We start from the raw sequence: 17747 nt of genomic DNA, 5'->3' as shown, positions 1-17747 counted from the left end.
CGTTTTTCATTCAATCAACTTCTTTGATTGGGAGAAAACTTCTTTTAAAAAGGAGGTGTAACTTTAGCTAAGAAAAGCTAAAGGTGTTCTTTGGAAATTGCTAAATTAATCATGGTTGTTATTCTTATTGCATTAACTGGTTTTTTTGTGGCGGTTGAATTTGCGATTATAAAAGTGCGTAGTAGTCGCATTGATCAGCTTGTAGGAGAAAAAAAACGTGGCGCACTAGCAGCTAAGAAAGTGATTTCAAATTTAGACGAATATTTATCCGCATGTCAGCTCGGAATTACAATTACAGCTCTAGGACTAGGTTGGTTAGGTGAACCAACGATAAAGCATGTATTAGAGCCGTTATTTTTAAAAATTGAATTTTCACCTGCAATTGCGAGTACTGTTTCTTTTATTATTGCATTTGTCGTTATTACATTTTTACATGTTGTGATTGGAGAGCTAGCACCAAAAACCTTTGCCATTCAAAAAGCGGAGCAAGTAAGTTTGTTGCTATCTCAGCCGCTCATTTATTTTTACCGGATTATGTATCCGTTTATTTGGGCTCTAAATGGCTCAGCTCGCCTCGTGACTGGCATATTTGGATTATCCCCTGCTTCTGAGCATGAAGTTGCACATTCAGAGGAGGAATTAAGACTTATTTTATCGGAGAGCTATAAAAGCGGAGAAATTAATCAGGCGGAATTTAAATATGTAAATAATATTTTTGAATTTGATAATCGGTTAGCAAAAGAAATTATGGTTCCACGCACTGAAATAGTTGGTTTATATGAAGATGAACCGTTCGAAACACATATTAAAGTGATTGGACAAGAAAAGTATACAAGGTATCCTGTATTTGGAGAGGATAAAGATGAGATTATTGGGATGGTTAATGTAAAAGACTTATTTATTCGCTATATGGATGGTGGACAAAACGAAGAATGTTCTATTATTCCGTATACGAGACCTGTTATTGAAGTTTTGGAAAATATCCCAATCCATGACTTGTTACTGCAAATGCAGAAAAGAAGAATTCCCCTTGCCGTTTTATATGATGAATATGGGGGGACGGCGGGAATTGTAACACTTGAAGATATTTTAGAGGAAATAGTTGGTGAAATTCGGGATGAATATGATGAAGATGAACATCCACCCATTGAACATATAAGCGAAACGTATAAAATTATCGATGGAAAAGTACTCATTAGTGAAGTGAATGATTTGCTCGGTTTACATTTGTTTGCTGACGATGTAGATACGATTGGTGGTTGGATTATGATGCAAAAACAGACAATTATTGAAGGCGATGTCATTGAAACGGATGGCTGGATTTTCAAAGTTCTTGAAAAAGATGTGCATCAAATTAAACGAGTAGAAATAAAAAAAGTTGAAGTGGAAGATACAGCAATTGCGTAATCTTTATAAATTAGAAGTATGAGTGCGTCATCGATTTTGCAGAAAAATAATATTGTTTGCGCTTTCAAAAAAGGTACTATATATTGAAAGAAGATATAGAAATATATCTCTTACAAAAATCATATTTTTATAGAAATCTTTTTTAGGTCATCGATTTAGAATGAAAAGTATAGGTGATGAAAAATGGTAGCAACGAAAGGGATACGTATTGAAAAAGATTTTTTAGGAGAAAAGGAAGTACCAAATGCAGCTTACTATGGTGTTCAAACATTACGAGCAGTAGAAAATTTTCCGATTACAGGATATCGTATTCATACGTCATTAATTAAAGCAATGGCAATGGTTAAAAAAGCTGCAGCACGTGCAAATATGGAAACAGGTTATTTGTACGCAAATATTGGGGAAGAAATTGCAAAATCGGCTCAGGAAATTATTGATGGGAAGTTTCATGAGCAGTTCATTGTAGACCCAATTCAGGGCGGGGCAGGGACTTCTATTAATATGAATACAAATGAGGTTATTGCAAACCGTGCACTTGAGAGAATGGGGCATGAAAAAGGAAACTATGCAATCATTAGCCCGAATACACATGTGAACATGGCGCAATCAACAAATGATGCGTTCCCAACAGGAATTCATATTGCGGCGCTTATGATGCTAGAAGAACTTCTTATTACAATGGATGCACTTCATCGTGCATTTACCGATAAAGCAAAAGAATTTGATCATGTGATAAAAATGGGGCGTACACATCTGCAAGATGCAGTTCCAATTCGTCTTGGGCAAGAATTTGAAGCATATAGCCGAGTGCTTGGGCGTGATATAAAACGCATTAAGCAGTCTCGTCAACATTTGTATGAAGTGAATATGGGCGCAACGGCTGTTGGGACCGGATTAAATGCAAATCCAATTTATATTGAGCAAGTTGTAAAGCATTTACGCAGTATTAGCGGATTTCCACTAGTTGGTGCAGAACATTTAGTGGATGCAACGCAAAACACAGATGCGTATACAGAAGTATCAGCAGCACTAAAAGTATGTATGATGAATATGTCTAAAATTGCAAATGACTTGCGCATTATGGCATCTGGCCCACGTGTCGGATTGGCTGAAATTCAATTACCAGCTCGTCAACCAGGATCATCTATTATGCCAGGAAAAGTAAATCCAGTTATGGCAGAAGTAATTAATCAAGTGGCCTTCCAAGTTATTGGAAATGACCATACAATATGTTTAGCATCAGAAGCAGGACAATTAGAACTAAATGTAATGGAGCCGGTGTTAGTATTTAATTTAATTCAATCCATTAGTATTATGAATAATGCATTCCGCGTATTTCGTGAGTATTGTATTAAAGGTATTACTGCAAATGAAGAATTGTTAAAACAATATGTCGAGAAAAGCGTTGGGATTATTACAGCGGTGAATCCTCATATTGGATATGAGACGGCATCTCGCATTGCTCGCGAAGCGATTGAAACAGGTAAATCTGTTCGTGAGCTTTGCTTAGAGCATGGTGTGTTAACAGAAGAGGAACTTGATATTATTTTGGATCCATATGAAATGACACATCCCGAAATTGCTGGTGCGTCGCTATTGAAGAATAAAAAATCCTGATACTGTATGTATTAGGATTTTTTTTATACCAAAGTATAAGAATGAGTGAATGGTTAGAAAGAAAAAGATAAAAAAACGATCCCACGTGAGGGATCGTTTTCATCTTTTAAAAGATATTAAATATAGAGTTAAGTTGAAGTAAACTAATTATGACTAAGAAAATCAAACTATATTTCATTGCTGTTTTAAATAGGACAGATTCTTTACCGACTAGTCCAACTGCCGCACAAGCAACTGCTACAGATTGTGGTGATACCATTTTTGCCATTGTCCCGCCGACTACGTTTAAAGCAACAAGTGTAGAAGGTACGATATCTAATTGTGCTGCAGTTACTGCTTGAAGTGGTGCAAATAGTGAACCACTTGATACTACAGAGCCAGTTAAGAATACGCCAATCCAACCTAAGATTGGAGATAAGATTGGGAAGGCCTTACCAGTAGATGATAAAGCTAGTCCAAGAGTAGAAGACATACCAGAGTAGTTTGTTACATATGCTAATGCAATTACACTACAAATTGTATAAATTGGAGCTTTCAACTCTTTTAATGTTTCAATAGTTAGTTCTTTAACCAATTGGCCTTTTGCGCGATATACGAGTAAAGATACGATAATTGCTAGTACAATTGCAGTAGTTGTAGATGAAAATACATCTAGCTTGAAGATTGCTGCAAATGGTGTATCCGCATTTACAATTGGTGTTGTTTTAATAACGTGATTGTGTAAACCAGGAATCTGGATATTAAATACTAAGTTTGCTAACGCACCGTTTGGAGCGAATAAACTTTTGATTGCTTTTAAATTGAAAATTGTTACGAATGCAGTTAAGAATGCAAATGGTGACCAAGCGTATAAAATTTGTTTCATTGTGTAGCTATGTTTTTCTACTTGTTCTTCAGTTTGAGCTGAAGATTTTGGTTGCCATACACGTAGGAATAATGCAAGTGCAACCATGCTGACAACTGCAGCGAAAATATCAGTTAATTCTGCGCCAAGGTAGTATGTTACAACGAATTGAGTAATAGCGAAGGAACCACCACTTACAAGGATACCTTGCCAAGTTTCTTTAATTCCTTTAAAGCCATCTACCATTGCAACAAGTAAGAATGGTAATACAAAGCTAATGAAAGGTAATAATGTTACAGTTTGACGACCGACAGTTAAGGCATCTATTTGTGTTAATTGAGCAGGTACTGTAACTGGAATACCCATTGCTCCCATTGCTCCACCAGCAATATTTGCAACTAAACAAATACCTGCTGCTTTTAATGGGTTAAATCCCATACCTACAAGTAATGCTGCTGTAATTGCAACTGGTACACCAAATCCAGCTGCACCTTCTAAGAAAGCACCGAAAGAATAAGCGATTAATAACACTTGAAGGCGACGGTCATTTGTAATACTTGAAATACTGTCGCGAATGACATTAAATTGTTCAGTTTTTACTGTTAATTTGTAAAGGAAAATAGCTGCAATAACAATTGTACAAATTGGATAAAATCCAGCTGCTACACCAAATGCAGCTGATGATACAGCCATAGTTGCAGGCATTTTGTAAACGAATATGGAAAGAATGATTGCTAAAATTACGCTATAAAGTCCTGATAAATATCCTTTGATCTTAAATACTGTTAAACAAAGAACAAAGAATAAGATTGGAAGAGCAGCGACAAGTGCTGATAACCAAATGTTGTTCAACGGGTCATAAATTTGTGTCCAAGTATTCATAATAATGACAACTCCTATCTATAATATGTGAAGACATTCACATTATTTGTGAAATAATTCACAATCAACTTACATTGCCTAGTATATTCCTCTTCAACACTATTGTCAACGTAAAAAAGTATAATTATTCCATGATAGTGTTAACTGTAAAAATTCCGTTACATTTTGTTCATAAACTAGACAAAAAGAGGAATCGTGTATATTAAAGTACACGATTCCTAATTTATCCCGCATTAACGGGCAGTAAGATCCACACTTCAAGATTTAGAGGGAAATGAGGAAGATAGGTGGGGATGAAGAAAACCCCACTGATGGACTCTCCATATACTCAACCATATTTTCAGATGTCATTGGTCCTACATGTTTAAAATGAATAATTCTTTTGTCATCAAGAATAAAGGAGGAAGTTTTGGATAATTGTATAGTCAAGTGCAATATTAATTAAGACTATTATTAACCGCTTTTTAATTGTGGATCCTCCTCTTTACCAAAATTTAACTCTTTTTATCGTAACAAAGCAATTTTTATAGGTCGAATAACTAAAAAGATTACATTCACATATCATTTAAGAACAATATTTTACAATATTATTACGGTGAATATTGTGAGTGAAAAAATATAACAAAAAGGTTGAGAAAACAGCATTTAGAAGCAAAGTATTCCGATCTGTATTTTTTGCTTTTTCACTAAGCCGTGTAGTATAATATTCAAAATCAGCAGGGGTTTCTGCCCTTAATTGTATGTTGATAAAAGGAGGAAATAATTTTTTTATTTTAGGTTGATAAAGTTGTGTCGTAACAGGAAATATAAAAACAAATATATAAAAATAAATAAAGAGAAAATAAAAATGAAAAAATGAGGGGAACTTTATGAATCAAAATCAATTTGATTGTCGTATTTCAGAAGAGGATGTACAAATGCTACGAGCGTTAGCTCACCCGCTCCGTCTTCGCCTTGTAATGGAGCTTATGGGGCGTGGAACTTGTAACGTAACACAATTGCAGGAAGTATTAGAAATTCCGCAATCTACTGTTTCACAGCATTTAACGAAATTAAAGCAGAATAAAGTTGTTCGTTTTGAAAGACGCGGCTTAGAAGTATATTATCAAGTGCATAATGAGAAAGTAAGTGAAGTTGTAAAGACATTATTTTCATAAAATTGAATATTATAGAAAAAAGACGTGCGGAAATGCACGTCTTTTTTCTATAAAAATAGGCGTGAAAACCCCACTTTAAGATCTGAAGGAGATAAGTGACAGGAGTTTTCACGGAATATATTTCAAAGAGAAATGAGAAGATAAATAAGAGTGTAATAAGTAAAAGGAGGAATGAAGGATGGATGTAAAGCGCGTAAAACAAATTTTATCATCTTCGAGTAGAATCGATGTAACTTATCATGGTGTACCGGTTTGGATTGAAAGTTGTGATGAGGGAAGTGGAGTTGCGAATGTACATGATGTGAAATCACCAAATGAAACAGTACAAGTAGATGTTACAGCGTTAGAAGAGCAATAAAAAAAGCGGAGAATTTTCTCCGCTTCTTTTTTATTCCATCATACGTGCAATTTTTTTAGAGAACATAAGAAGTACTAAGCCAAGTACGATTACGATAATACCGATGCTTGCGAATACTTCTAGATATCCTAAAGATTGCGTGAAGGCAGCTAGTGCGCCAGCTAGATAGTTCGCCATACCAGAACCAGCTAACCATACTCCCATTAATAGGGATGCTAATTTTACAGGAGCAATTGCACTTACCATTGATAGACCGATTGGTGATAAGAATAGTTCACCAATTGTATGGAACAGGTATGTGAATACGATGAATAATAAGTTTGCTTTAGTAGCAATATGTGCTTCATCGCTTCCAGTTTTCAGAACAGCTAATGTTAAAACAAGGTAGCCAATGCCTAGTAAAATCATACCAAGTGCCATTTTTGTTGGAACTTTTAAGTCACCATTTTTTGTTTTAGATAGTTTCATCCATAACATAGATACGAATGGTGCTAATAGTACGATAAATGCTGGGTTAACAGATTGGAACCAAGATGTTGGAACTTCCCATCCGAAAATTGTACGATCAACAAATGTGTTTGTATATAGTGTTAAAGAGCTACCAGCTTGTTCAAAACCTGCCCAGAAGAAAACTACGAAGCAAGTTAAAATGATGATTGCCCAAGTACGGTTCTTTTCTTGTTTTGTTAAAGGTTTTTTCTCAATTACTTTTGCGTTTTTGTCTTGTGACTTTTTACCTACAACTGTTGTTCCTGCATTACCAAGGTAACGAGGAGCTAATAGGTTAAAGAAAATCTGTCCAACAATCATACCGATACAAGCTGCAAGGAACCCGTATTTATAACCCATAACCATAACGCCATTAGCGCTTGTTTTAAAGAAATCTTCTGCAAGGAATCCGCAAATTAGTGGTGCAAAGAAAGCCCCTACGTTGATACCCATGTAAAAGATTGTAAAAGCACTGTCACGGCGTGAATCATTTTCACCGTATAGTTCACCTAAAAGTGTAGAAATATTTGGTTTGAAGAATCCATTACCGATGACTAATAATCCTAGTCCTAAAAAGAGACCGGTTTTTGTATTCATTGAAAATAGTACAAAGTTACCAATTGCCATAATAATACCACCAAGGGTAATTGCATGACGTCTTGTAATAAAGTGGTCAGTTAACCACCCACCTGCAATTGGTGTGAAATATACTAATGCTGTAAAAATTCCGTATAATTGTACTGCAAAAGCCTTGTCGAATCCAAGACCGCCGCTTACAACAGTTGTTGTTAAATAAAGAACTAAAAGGCCACGCATTCCGTAGTAACTAAATCTTTCCCACATTTCTGTTAAGAACAACAAATATAATCCAGGTGGATGTTTTTTTGGTGATTGTTGTTCTTCAGCTTTTTTTAATTTTAAAGCTGCATCCATTTTGCTTCCCCCTAATCCTGTATAACGGATATTTATGTAATCATTTTAATTTACAAAATATTTAGAAGTCAATAGAATTATATGGAAATAGAAAGAAAATTTCTTAAACAATCTATTGAATCTCTATCCGTTATCGTATTTTTCCCTGAAAACGAGATAATAAGCGTTTTCAAATGTAGTATTTGAATTCTAAAAGAAAATAAAATAAAGATTAATCAGAAAATTTAGATTAAAACAATTCTTCTGATATAGAGAAAATATATTTTATTTGTTATTATAATATAACATATTGAGAATAAAAATACAAAATGAAATAATGTGACACTTTTATGAAATAAAAAACAGTTCCCCTTTTTGGGGAACTGTTTTGAATAAAGAGTTTATTTTACAAATCGTTTTTCAATGTCATCTAGCATTAAGTTCGCAGCCATTACACCGCCAGCTGTATTCCAAATCACATCGTCAACTTTGTATACTTTACCGTTTTTGGAAGCATTTAAGTTTTTGAATAGAGGATCGTTGATATATTCTTTTTCTAATTCAGAACCTTTTTTCTCATTACCTTTATCATATGTGAAGTAGAAGATGATATCGCCATCCATTGCAGGAATGCGCTCTTTAGATACATTGCGTTCTGCAAAGTCATTTTTGTTTTGATCACCAGGACGTTTGAAGCCAAGCTCTTTTAAAATAACACCAGAGAATGTATCGCCATGATAAATACGAACATCACCAGGCATAAAGCGTACCATAGAAATTTCTTGATTTACTTTATCCCCAAGTTTGCCTTTTAAGTCTTTTATACGTTTGTCGTAATCAGCTAATACCTTTTGACCTTCTTTATCTTTATTTACTGCTTTTGCATAAAGTTTAAAGTTATCTTTCCATTCACCGCGTAGTGTTTCTGAGAAAACAGTAGGAGCAATGCCTTTTAATTGCTCGTATATCTTTTCGTGACGCAGTTTGTTACCAATGATTAAGTCGGGTTTTAAAGAAGCAATTGCTTCTACATTGGGCTGAAGCTCGGTACCGACAGTTTTTACATTTTTTAGTTTATCCTTCGTATGTGGATACCATGGGTTACCGGTAGGTGATTCAGCCGCACCGACTGGTGTTACACCAAGGGTAAGTAAAGCTTCTGTTCCTTCATTTGTTAAAACAACGACACGCTTTGGATTAGCAGGAACTTCTGTTTTACCCATTGCATGTTCTACAGTAATCATTTCTTTCTTTTCTTCCTTTTTAGGCTCAGCCTTGTTATCAGATTTCCCACATGCCCCTAAAAGAAGTGAAAATGATAGTACGAATGCAAATAACGCAAACGAGTTTTGTTTGACGAAATTCATTATGTATCCCCCTACATATTGAGAATAGTTTTCATTATCAAAATCGATATTACGATTTTATAAATATATTGTCAATAGTAATAATTTACAATCATTATCACTGCAACTGAAAATAATTATTACTATCATTGACAATGCGAATTAAGTTACAATACACTAACAACGTATCATTATACATTGAAGGAGAAACGCTGCATGTTATTAAAAACAAATCAAGCAAAATGGGTTGGATTATTTGTTGGAATCATTGCAGTTATTGCTTGTATTTGGGGGAGTATTATTTTGGGATATACAAATACAAGTGGGAAATTAGCATTGGATGCTTTTTTTCATTTTAATGGTTCGAATGAACATATTATTATTCAAAACGTACGTCTTCCACGTGCGCTTATCGCTGCTAGTGTTGGTGCTAGTTTAGCCATCGCTGGTTGTTTTATGCAAACTTTAACTAAGAATCCACTTGCTGCCCCAGATTTTATTGGATTAAACTCAGGTGCTGCCTTTTTTATTGTTGTAGCCATTGTTGTTTTTTCGATAACATCTTTGTCAGCGTTTACGTGGATCGCCTTTTTAGGTGCAGCAGTTGCTGCAGCACTTGTATTTGCTTCTAGTTCTTTAGGAAAAGAAGGGACAACTCCTCTTAAGTTAACGTTGGCAGGGGTAGCGATAAGTGCCCTATTCTCTTCTTTGACACAGGGACTGCTTGTATTAAATGAAAAAGCGTTAGAAGAAGTGTTGTTTTGGCTTGCTGGTTCCGTACAAGGTAGAAAGTTAGAAGTATTACAATCCGTATTTCCATATTTATTAGTTGGTTGGATTGCCTCTCTCCTGATGGCAGGGAAAGTGAATACGCTAATGATGGGAGAAGATGTAGCAAAAGGGCTAGGACAACGAACAGTGATGATGAAGGCATTTGTACTACTTATTATTGTTTTATTATCAGGTGGATCTGTTGCTGTTGCAGGACCAATTGGATTTGTTGGAACTATTACCCCTCATTTCGCAAGAGCTCTTGTTGGTGTAGATCATCGCTGGAGAGTTCCGTATAGTGGTTTGCTAGGTGCCATTCTACTATTATTTGCAGATATTGCTGCGAGATATGTGATTATGCCACAAGAAGTTCCAGTAGGAGTTATGACAGCATTTATTGGTGCACCATTCTTTATTTATATTGCACGTAAGAGAGGGCTTAGCAAATGAAGAAGTATATTCCGTTTCGTATAGGAAAAGACGGCCTCTCGTTTTTAATGTATAAACGAGCTTGTCTCGTCTTGTTGGGTTTATTCGTTGTTTTAATAGGATTATTCTTTGCAAGCGCAGGTATGGGGGAGATGAAGATCGCCCCATATGATGTATGGCAAGCAATTACTGGAAACGGTGATGCGATGTCTAATATGGTTGTAAATAAGTTCCGTATGCCGCGCATTTTAATTGCAATTCTTGTAGGGATAGCTCTTGCTGTAGCAGGTTGTATTTTACAAGGACTCGTTCGAAATCCGCTTGCTTCGCCTGATATTATTGGAATTACAGGTGGTGCAAGTGTAGCGGTTGTATTATTTCTTGCTTTATTTAGTGATAAGAACAATGCATTAACAGTAAGCATTCATTATATGCCGCTAGCAGCATTTATTGGTGCAACTGTCGTCGCATTTTTTGTATATTTATTCGCATGGAGAAATGATGGATTATCAGCAGTTAGTCTTATTTTAATAGGTGTCGGATTTTGGGCACTGACAAAGGCAGCGACAACATTATTTATGCTGTTAGCGCCAATCTATCAAGCGAGCCAAGCAAATGTATGGATTACCGGTACTGTTTACGGATCTTCTTGGCAAAACGTAGGGGTATTGGCACCTTGGGTTCTTATCTTAACAGTGGTTGCATTTATATCGGCGAGACATTTAAATGCACAAGAACTTGGTGATGATATTGCTGCCGGACTTGGGATTCGTTTAACAAAATCACGTTTTTTCCTGCTACTCCTAAGTACGGCGTTAATTGGGGGAGCGGTTGCTTTTGCAGGTGGAATCGGATTTGTTGGTTTAATGGCGCCGCATATTTCAAGAAGATTAGTTGGTTCTTTATATGGTGCATTACTTCCAGTAGCAGCTATTGTCGGTGCGATTTTAGTACTTGCTGCCGATTTAATTGGGCGCACAGTCTTTGCTCCGCTTGAAGTTCCAGCAGGTGTATTTACATCAGCAATCGGTGCTCCGTATTTTATTTATTTACTTTATAAAAGTCGAAATTCATAAAGGAAAAAAATACATAGATGATTTTCTGTCTATAAAAAACGGAGTAAAGGAAGATGAACATGCAAAAAGCACTAGAGACTAAATCGTTAACATTGTCTTACGGTGAAACAACTATAATTAATGAGTTAAATCTAGAGATTCCAAAAGGAAAAATTACGATTTTTATCGGTTCTAACGGCTGTGGAAAATCAACTTTATTACGTTCGCTTGCTCGTTTATTAAAACCGACATCGGGTGATATTTTATTAGAAGATAATGCAATTCAAAATATGCAAACGAAGCAAATTGCGCGTCAAATGGCAATTTTACCACAAGGACCTCAAGCTCCAGAAGGACTTACTGTACTGCAACTTGTGAAACAAGGACGTTACCCATATCAAACATGGCTGAAGCAATGGTCAGAAAAAGATGAGGAAATGGTACAAAGAGCGCTTGCTGCAACAGGTATGACGGAATTTGTTGAACGTGATGTTCATGCTCTTTCAGGTGGACAACGTCAGCGCGCTTGGATTGCTATGACGCTTGCACAAGATACAGATATTATTCTGTTAGATGAGCCGACAACATACTTAGACATGACACATCAAATTGAAGTGCTAGATTTATTATTTGAATTAAATGAAACAGAGCAAAGAACAATCGTTATGGTACTACATGATTTAAACTTAGCGTGCCGCTATGCAGACAACATTGTAGCCATTCAAGATAAACAAATTTATGCGCAAGGTAAACCAGAAGAAATTATTGATTGTAAATTAGTTCGTGATGTATTTCGGATGGATTGTCAAATCATAACCGATCCGTTATTTGGAACGCCGCTTTGTATTCCGCAGGGAAGAGGAAGATGTTTACTTCCACAAGCAGCGCAGGTAGTGAAATGAAAAAAGCGATGAAATTTCATCGCTTTTTTATTTTTTACAAGAAAACAAGAGAAAAAGAGGAATACGCAATCGGCGTGTATATTCTTCTTCGCTTTGAAAATGGTTTCGTTTTGGTATTGCTTCTCGTAAATCTGTAATTGTAAATCCAGCTTGTTGTAAGAGTGTAAAATATTGTTCGATGGTGCGGTGATATTTAATGACATCCTGTTCAATCCATGGTTCAATACGCTCTCCAGTTTTGAAATAATTGTCGATAAGCCAACTTGTTCTCTTACCGCTAGTTTGTAAACTCTCGAATGAAGAAGTAATAACAGGATGTTGAACGCTAAAAGTGAAGATGCCGTCGTTTTTTAAAGTTTGATAAACATTTTGAAAAATAATATCGAGATGTTCAATATAGTGCAGAGCGAGTCTAGATGTAACAAGGTCAAAAGTAGAAGAGGGATATGTATAGTCTTTGAGGTTTATAAAATGGACGATTCCATTTTTATTTTCTAGTTGTTTTATAGCTTCTGTATACATAAGGTGAGAGCCTTCAATACCGGTATAGGATAAACAACCTTTTTGTAATAACTCTACACCGAACTGGGCATCACCACATCCTAGATCAAGAATTGTCTTTTCTTTCACATCACCAATGAGCTGCAATAAGGCCGGTTTTTCGATTGTATCATTTGGATTATCATTTCGATATCTACGCTTCATGTACTGTTCAAAAAAAGAATCGTTATTATATACTTCAGATTCTGTAAATGCCATTTTCTCAGCTCCTGAAAACATTTTTTTCATTCTATCAAACAATTGAAGTAAATCATAGATTTCTTGTATTTAATCCTATATAATTAAAAGTTGTAAGCGTTTTCTTTAAGCTATTTTTCTATAATAAATTTCGAAAACGTGTTAAGCTAGTAGAGGGATTATTAGCATTATTAAGATAATAATCCGCTTACATGAACGATAGGGAGGCTTCACGATGTCTAGTAAAACACTCGCAAACTTTTTAGAAGAAAATTTAGAGGATTTAAAAGCAAAGGGGCTTTATAACGTAATTGATCCGCTAGAAAGTCCAAATGGACCAATCATTACAATTGGCGGGAAAGAATATATTAACTTATCTTCAAATAACTATCTTGGTTTAGCAACAGACAATCGTCTGCAAGAAGCAGCAATTGGTGCAATTCATAAATATGGTGTTGGTGCAGGGGCGGTACGTACAATTAATGGTACTCTTGATTTGCATATCAAATTAGAAGAAACAATTGCAAAGTTTAAACATACAGAAGCAGCGATTGCATATCAATCAGGATTTAACTGTAATATGGCAGCGATTTCAGCTGTTATGGATAAAAATGATGCGATTCTTTCTGATGAATTAAACCACGCGTCTATTATTGACGGTAGCCGCTTATCGAAAGCAAAAATTATCGTTTATAAACATTCTGATATGGAAGATTTACGCAAAAAAGCAATCGAAGCGAAAGAATCCGGTCTTTATAATAAATTAATGGTTATTACAGATGGCGTTTTCTCAATGGATGGTGATATTGCGAAACTACCAGAAATCGTTGAGATTGCAGAAGAGTTAGATTTAATGACATATGTAGATGATGCACATGGTTCAGGCGTACTTGGACAAGGTGCAGGGACTGTAAAACATTTTGGCCTTTCTGATAAAGTAGATTTCCAAATTGGTACATTATCAAAAGCAATTGGGGTAATTGGAGGATATGTAGCAGGGAAGCAAAACTTAATTGATTGGTTAAAAGTTCGTTCACGTCCATTCTTGTTCTCAACAGCTTTAACACCAGCGGATGCGGCGGCTTGTATGAGGTCTATTGAAATTTTAATGGAAAGTACAGAACTACATGACCGTTTATGGGAAAATGGCCGTTATTTAAAACAAGGTTTAAAAGAGTTAGGCTTTAACATTGGAGAAAGTGAAACACCAATTACACCTTGTATTATTGGCGATGAAGTATTAACACAAGAGTTTAGTAAACGTTTAAATGAAGAAGGCGTATACGCAAAATCAATTGTGTTCCCAACTGTAGCAAAAGGAACAGGTCGTGTTCGTAACATGCCAACAGCGGCTCATACGAAAGAGATGCTTGATGAAGCAATTCATAAGTATGAAAAAGTGGGAAAGGAAATGGGAATCATTTAACACAATTACATCTTTTGAAAGCTTGCAAATGAGGAGTGGGGAAAATGAAAAAAATTCTAGTAACCGGTTCTTTAGGGCAAATTGGTTCTGAACTTGTAATGAAACTTCGCGATGTATACGGTGCATCAAACGTTATTGCGACAGATATTCGTGAAACAGATAGTGATGTTGTAAAATCTGGTCCATTTGAAACATTAGATGTAACTGATGGTCAGAAACTACATGATATTGCGAAACGGAATGAAGTGGATACAATTATTCATTTAGCAGCTTTACTTTCAGCAACTGCAGAAAAAAACCCGTTATTTGCGTGGAATTTAAATATGGGTGGGCTCGTAAATGCATTAGAAGCAGCACGTGAGTTAAACTGTAAATTTTTCACGCCAAGTTCAATCGGTGCGTTTGGTCCAACAACGCCAAAAGATAATACACCGCAAGATACAATCCAGCGTCCTACTACAATGTATGGGGTAAACAAAGTAGCAGGAGAATTGTTATGTGATTACTATTATCAAAAATTTGGTGTTGATACGCGCGGCGTACGTTTCCCAGGTTTAATTTCTTATGTGGCTCCTCCAGGAGGCGGTACGACGGACTATGCAGTTGAAATTTATTATGAAGCAATTAAAAAAGGTGCTTACACCTCTTACATTGCGGAAGGCACATACATGGATATGATGTATATGCCAGATGCACTGCAAGCAATTGTTTCATTAATGGAAGCAGATCCAAGTAAGTTGATACATCGTAACGCTTTTAATATTACCGCAATGAGCTTCGAGCCAGAACAAATTGCAGCAGCAATTCGCAAGCATATTCCGACGTTTACAATGGATTATGCTGTGGATCCAGCTCGTCAAACCATTGCTAACAGCTGGCCAAACTCAATTGATGCAACAGCAGCGAAAGAAGAGTGGGGCTTTAAAGCGGAGTATGATTTAGATAAAATGACAGCTGATATGCTTGCTAAATTAAAAAAAAAATTAGCAACTGAGTTAGTATTTAGCTAATGAAAAAAGAGCCGATTCAATTTTTTGAATCGGCTCTTTTTGTCAGCATACCTAAACGTAGTCTAGGGAAGAAATAAGTTTTTTCGTTATATAGACTTTACCTTATTCGTATCTAGACTTCCTGGTTCGGTGCTAGATTCAGGGTATTGTTGTTCCGTTTCTTCATATTGTTTCTCATATTCGTAGCTAAATGCTTTATGCGCTTTTTGATCTTTCTCCCAAGGAGTCGATTTTCCTAACTTTCTGTTAGTGGAAGAACCGTAAGGGCCCTCAGGAAACTCTTCGGGAATGACATATTGATGTCTTGCTTCAGCAGCTGTAAAATCCGTATATTGTTCATCCTTTTTTGGGGACAAATGAAACATCCTTTCAAATATATTTGATAGTAGACTTCTTCTTTAATATACCCAAAAAGATTTCTATGAATTTTTCATTTCCTTTTATCAGCGCTTTTTTAAATATATCGACCGTTAGATAAATTTCAACTGAAAAACAGGAGCTAAAATCAGCTCCTGTTTCCTATTCAATCGTCTTCAGTAATAATTTTTTCAATAACGGTTTAATCTTTAAGCGTAAATCTTCAGCATGATTCGCCACTAAGAAGTGATGGTTATAAATATTTTTCATTAATTGATATGTTGCTTCTTTTGCTTCGCCTTCTTCGATGAAAATCCCGATGACTTCCATACCGCTTTTACGAGCAAGTTTAACCGCTTCGTGTGTATCTAAAATACCGTCTTGCTGATAGTCTAATGCAGATGGTTCACCGTCTGTAAAGACGAGCAGGAATTTGTGTTTCTCTTGCCTTTTTGCAAGCTTTTCAGAAACGATGCGGATAATGTAACCATCCCGATTGTCTTCCTCTTCACGAAGCTGCATAATTTCTGGACCAACGTTTGGTAACGTTGAATTTTTGTATGTTACAACTTCATGAATTACGTTTGGCTTATCTTCTGGTGTTGCACTAGAAGCATCTTCCCAAAAACCACTAATCGCATGAGGGATTTTTAACGATTTTAATGCTTCATGGAACAGAACAACACTCTTCTTTGTTTCTTCCATTTTATTATACATAGAGCCAGAGCAGTCCACTAATAACTGAAAGGCAACATCAAGCTCTTGTGATTCTTGTCCTTTTTTATAAAACATACGTGGTTGCTTTTCTGTATAAATACGTAGAAATTTTTTACGAAGTCTTCCGTAGTATTTATCGCTATTCGCGTTTGTTTTGTTTTCAATCGTTTTTTCAATAATTTTCTTTAATTCTTTTACGTCTTTATTAATGACTGACTTGATGGCTTGATAGTCTTTCTTATCGTCAGGGGTTGGCTTACGAGCTTCTTTAAATGTATGTGACGCACCAACGTTATATTTACCGTATATGCCCTCATTTTGACTAGAAGCATGGGAAGCTCTCGCATCTTCAGTATCAGCTCCATCAAAATTCGACTGCGTACTTTTTTGCGAAGTACCTTGTACTGAACCGAGTGCTTGATCACCATCTTCAGACTCACGAGCCGTATCGCCCATCATATTTGTTTTCGTACCACTTTCTAATTCAAAACGTAAGAAGTTTTCATTTTCATTATTTTTATTTTCACGATGCCATGTAGAGAAGCTTTCATTAATTTTGCTCTTATTATCGTCATCATCTACGATTTGGACATCATCATTTGCTAAATCTTCTACGCGCCCATCTTTTTCTTCTGCAATAACAGATAAATAGAGCGGCGCATGCCCAAAGTAGTTATTAATCATATCATTTTCAAGAAAACCTTCTAAGCGATAACGGATTTTTTCAACAATATACATTGTATCTTCCGTATTACGAGCCTGGAATGCTTCATGTAAAATAGCTTCAATTTGCTCAAAATATTCGTTGTTAAACATTTCATATTTATCGCTTGTTAGTGAAAGATAGCATAGACAAAATAGACGATCTCCATGATAGTTACGAACACGATTTATTTCATTTTGTGAGCCAAAATAATTTCGGTACATTTCCTTGCGTCGTCTAAAGATATGTTTCGTTCCAGGACGTAGGCTTTTTACAATTTCTTCAACTCGTAAATCTTCTAACAGAACAAATAATTGTGTTAAAAACTTTTTAAGAGGGGACTCTTGTAATTCGATCGCATAAGAGCGAATTAACTTCATGTCTGAGTAATGTTTATTGCCAAGTGCTTTTAAAAACACTTCGCTTTTTAATCCGATTACTGTATCTTCTTCTTTGCGATCATCCCAAAAGTGACTGATGACAACCTTTTTTTCAACTTCGTCGTAATAAGCTTTATAGCCATACTCTAAGTAAGCATCATCTTCTTTTAGAAGAGCATACATTAAATTTTCCATTTGAAGAAACAGCGACGCATCAATTTTTTTGTCACTAAAAATTTGTCTCATG

General features: G+C 35.8%; 15 protein-coding genes. 9 read left to right on the top strand and 6 right to left on the bottom strand.

The genetic code is table 11. The features are described 5' to 3' along the window. The first annotated feature begins 90 nt into the window (after positions 1-90). Together MHH71_RS12770 and aspA are read left to right on the top strand one after the other, a co-directional pair. Positions 91-1407, top strand: coding sequence for a hemolysin family protein (locus tag MHH71_RS12770; protein ID WP_006093506.1), 1317 nt, complete (start codon positions 91-93; stop codon positions 1405-1407). 183 nt (positions 1408-1590) lie between these two features. Beyond that, positions 1591-3024 carry an aspartate ammonia-lyase gene (aspA, locus tag MHH71_RS12765; RefSeq protein WP_006093507.1) on the top strand — a complete coding sequence of 478 codons (1434 nt, stop codon included), beginning with the start codon at positions 1591-1593 and terminating at the stop codon, positions 3022-3024. Positions 3025-3130: 106 nt separating this feature from the next. On the opposite strand, the gene MHH71_RS12760 is transcribed toward aspA, so the two are convergent. After that, positions 3131-4750, bottom strand: a complete 1620-nt coding sequence (locus MHH71_RS12760; RefSeq protein WP_003205851.1) for a lactate permease LctP family transporter — start codon at positions 4748-4750, stop codon at positions 3131-3133. Between the two features lie 869 nt (positions 4751-5619). Here MHH71_RS12760 and MHH71_RS12755 point away from each other — a divergent pair. After that, positions 5620-5907: an ArsR/SmtB family transcription factor gene (locus MHH71_RS12755; protein WP_003195107.1), complete on the top strand. Its 288-nt coding sequence runs from the start codon at positions 5620-5622 to the stop codon at positions 5905-5907. 178 nt (positions 5908-6085) lie between these two features. Then, the gene (locus MHH71_RS12750; protein ID WP_006093508.1) at positions 6086-6265 is read left to right on the top strand and encodes an acid-soluble spore protein H; all 180 of its coding nucleotides are present in this window, start codon (positions 6086-6088) and stop codon (positions 6263-6265) included. Positions 6266-6295: 30 nt separating this feature from the next. On the opposite strand, the gene MHH71_RS12745 is transcribed toward MHH71_RS12750, so the two are convergent. Then, a complete protein-coding gene (locus tag MHH71_RS12745) occupies positions 6296-7687 on the bottom strand; it encodes a peptide MFS transporter (RefSeq protein ID WP_006093509.1) in 1392 nt (463 codons plus the stop codon). 380 nt (positions 7688-8067) lie between these two features. Continuing rightward, entirely contained in the window at positions 8068-9033 is a 966-nt protein-coding gene (locus MHH71_RS12740) for an ABC transporter substrate-binding protein (RefSeq protein ID WP_006093510.1), read from the bottom strand. Positions 9034-9228: 195 nt separating this feature from the next. On the opposite strand from MHH71_RS12740, the gene MHH71_RS12735 reads away from it, so the two are divergent. The 3 genes from MHH71_RS12735 to MHH71_RS12725 are packed head-to-tail and all read left to right on the top strand — an operon-like array spanning position 9229 to position 12169. Beyond that, a complete protein-coding gene (locus MHH71_RS12735; protein WP_006093511.1) occupies positions 9229-10233 on the top strand; it encodes a FecCD family ABC transporter permease in 1005 nt (334 codons plus the stop codon). Then, complete coding sequence (locus MHH71_RS12730) at positions 10230-11288, top strand: FecCD family ABC transporter permease (RefSeq protein WP_018781929.1); 1059 nt, start codon at positions 10230-10232, stop codon at positions 11286-11288. Before MHH71_RS12735 ends, MHH71_RS12730 begins: the two co-directional genes overlap by 4 nt. 53 nt (positions 11289-11341) lie before the next feature. Then, complete coding sequence (locus tag MHH71_RS12725) at positions 11342-12169, top strand: ABC transporter ATP-binding protein (RefSeq protein WP_006093513.1); 828 nt, start codon at positions 11342-11344, stop codon at positions 12167-12169. 27 nt (positions 12170-12196) lie between these two features. Here the strand turns inward: MHH71_RS12725 and MHH71_RS12720 are convergent, their stop codons facing one another. Next, complete coding sequence (locus MHH71_RS12720; protein WP_033795873.1) at positions 12197-12928, bottom strand: class I SAM-dependent DNA methyltransferase; 732 nt, start codon at positions 12926-12928, stop codon at positions 12197-12199. A gap of 214 nt (positions 12929-13142) precedes the next feature. On the opposite strand from MHH71_RS12720, the gene MHH71_RS12715 reads away from it, so the two are divergent. Both MHH71_RS12715 and MHH71_RS12710 read left to right on the top strand, forming a co-directional pair. Then, the gene (locus MHH71_RS12715) at positions 13143-14333 is read left to right on the top strand and encodes a glycine C-acetyltransferase (protein ID WP_006093515.1); all 1191 of its coding nucleotides are present in this window, start codon (positions 13143-13145) and stop codon (positions 14331-14333) included. Between the two features lie 35 nt (positions 14334-14368). Further along, the gene (locus tag MHH71_RS12710; RefSeq protein ID WP_006093516.1) at positions 14369-15343 is read left to right on the top strand and encodes an L-threonine 3-dehydrogenase; all 975 of its coding nucleotides are present in this window, start codon (positions 14369-14371) and stop codon (positions 15341-15343) included. A gap of 86 nt (positions 15344-15429) precedes the next feature. On the opposite strand, the gene MHH71_RS12705 is transcribed toward MHH71_RS12710, so the two are convergent. Both MHH71_RS12705 and MHH71_RS12700 read right to left on the bottom strand, forming a co-directional pair. Then, on the bottom strand, positions 15430-15708 hold the full coding sequence (locus MHH71_RS12705) for a hypothetical protein (protein ID WP_003195088.1): 279 nt from the start codon (positions 15706-15708) through the stop codon (positions 15430-15432). A 154-nt stretch (positions 15709-15862) separates the two neighbouring features. After that, the gene (locus tag MHH71_RS12700; protein WP_006093517.1) at positions 15863-17746 is read right to left on the bottom strand and encodes a vWA domain-containing protein; all 1884 of its coding nucleotides are present in this window, start codon (positions 17744-17746) and stop codon (positions 15863-15865) included. Between the last annotated feature and the right edge of the window lies 1 nt (position 17747).

Source organism: Bacillus sp. FSL H8-0534, assembly GCF_038005885.1.
Classification (GTDB): Bacteria; Bacillota; Bacilli; order Bacillales; family Bacillaceae_G; genus Bacillus_A; species Bacillus_A pseudomycoides.
Note: the sequence above shows the minus strand (reverse complement) of the source record. Positions and strands in the feature narration are given on the sequence as shown.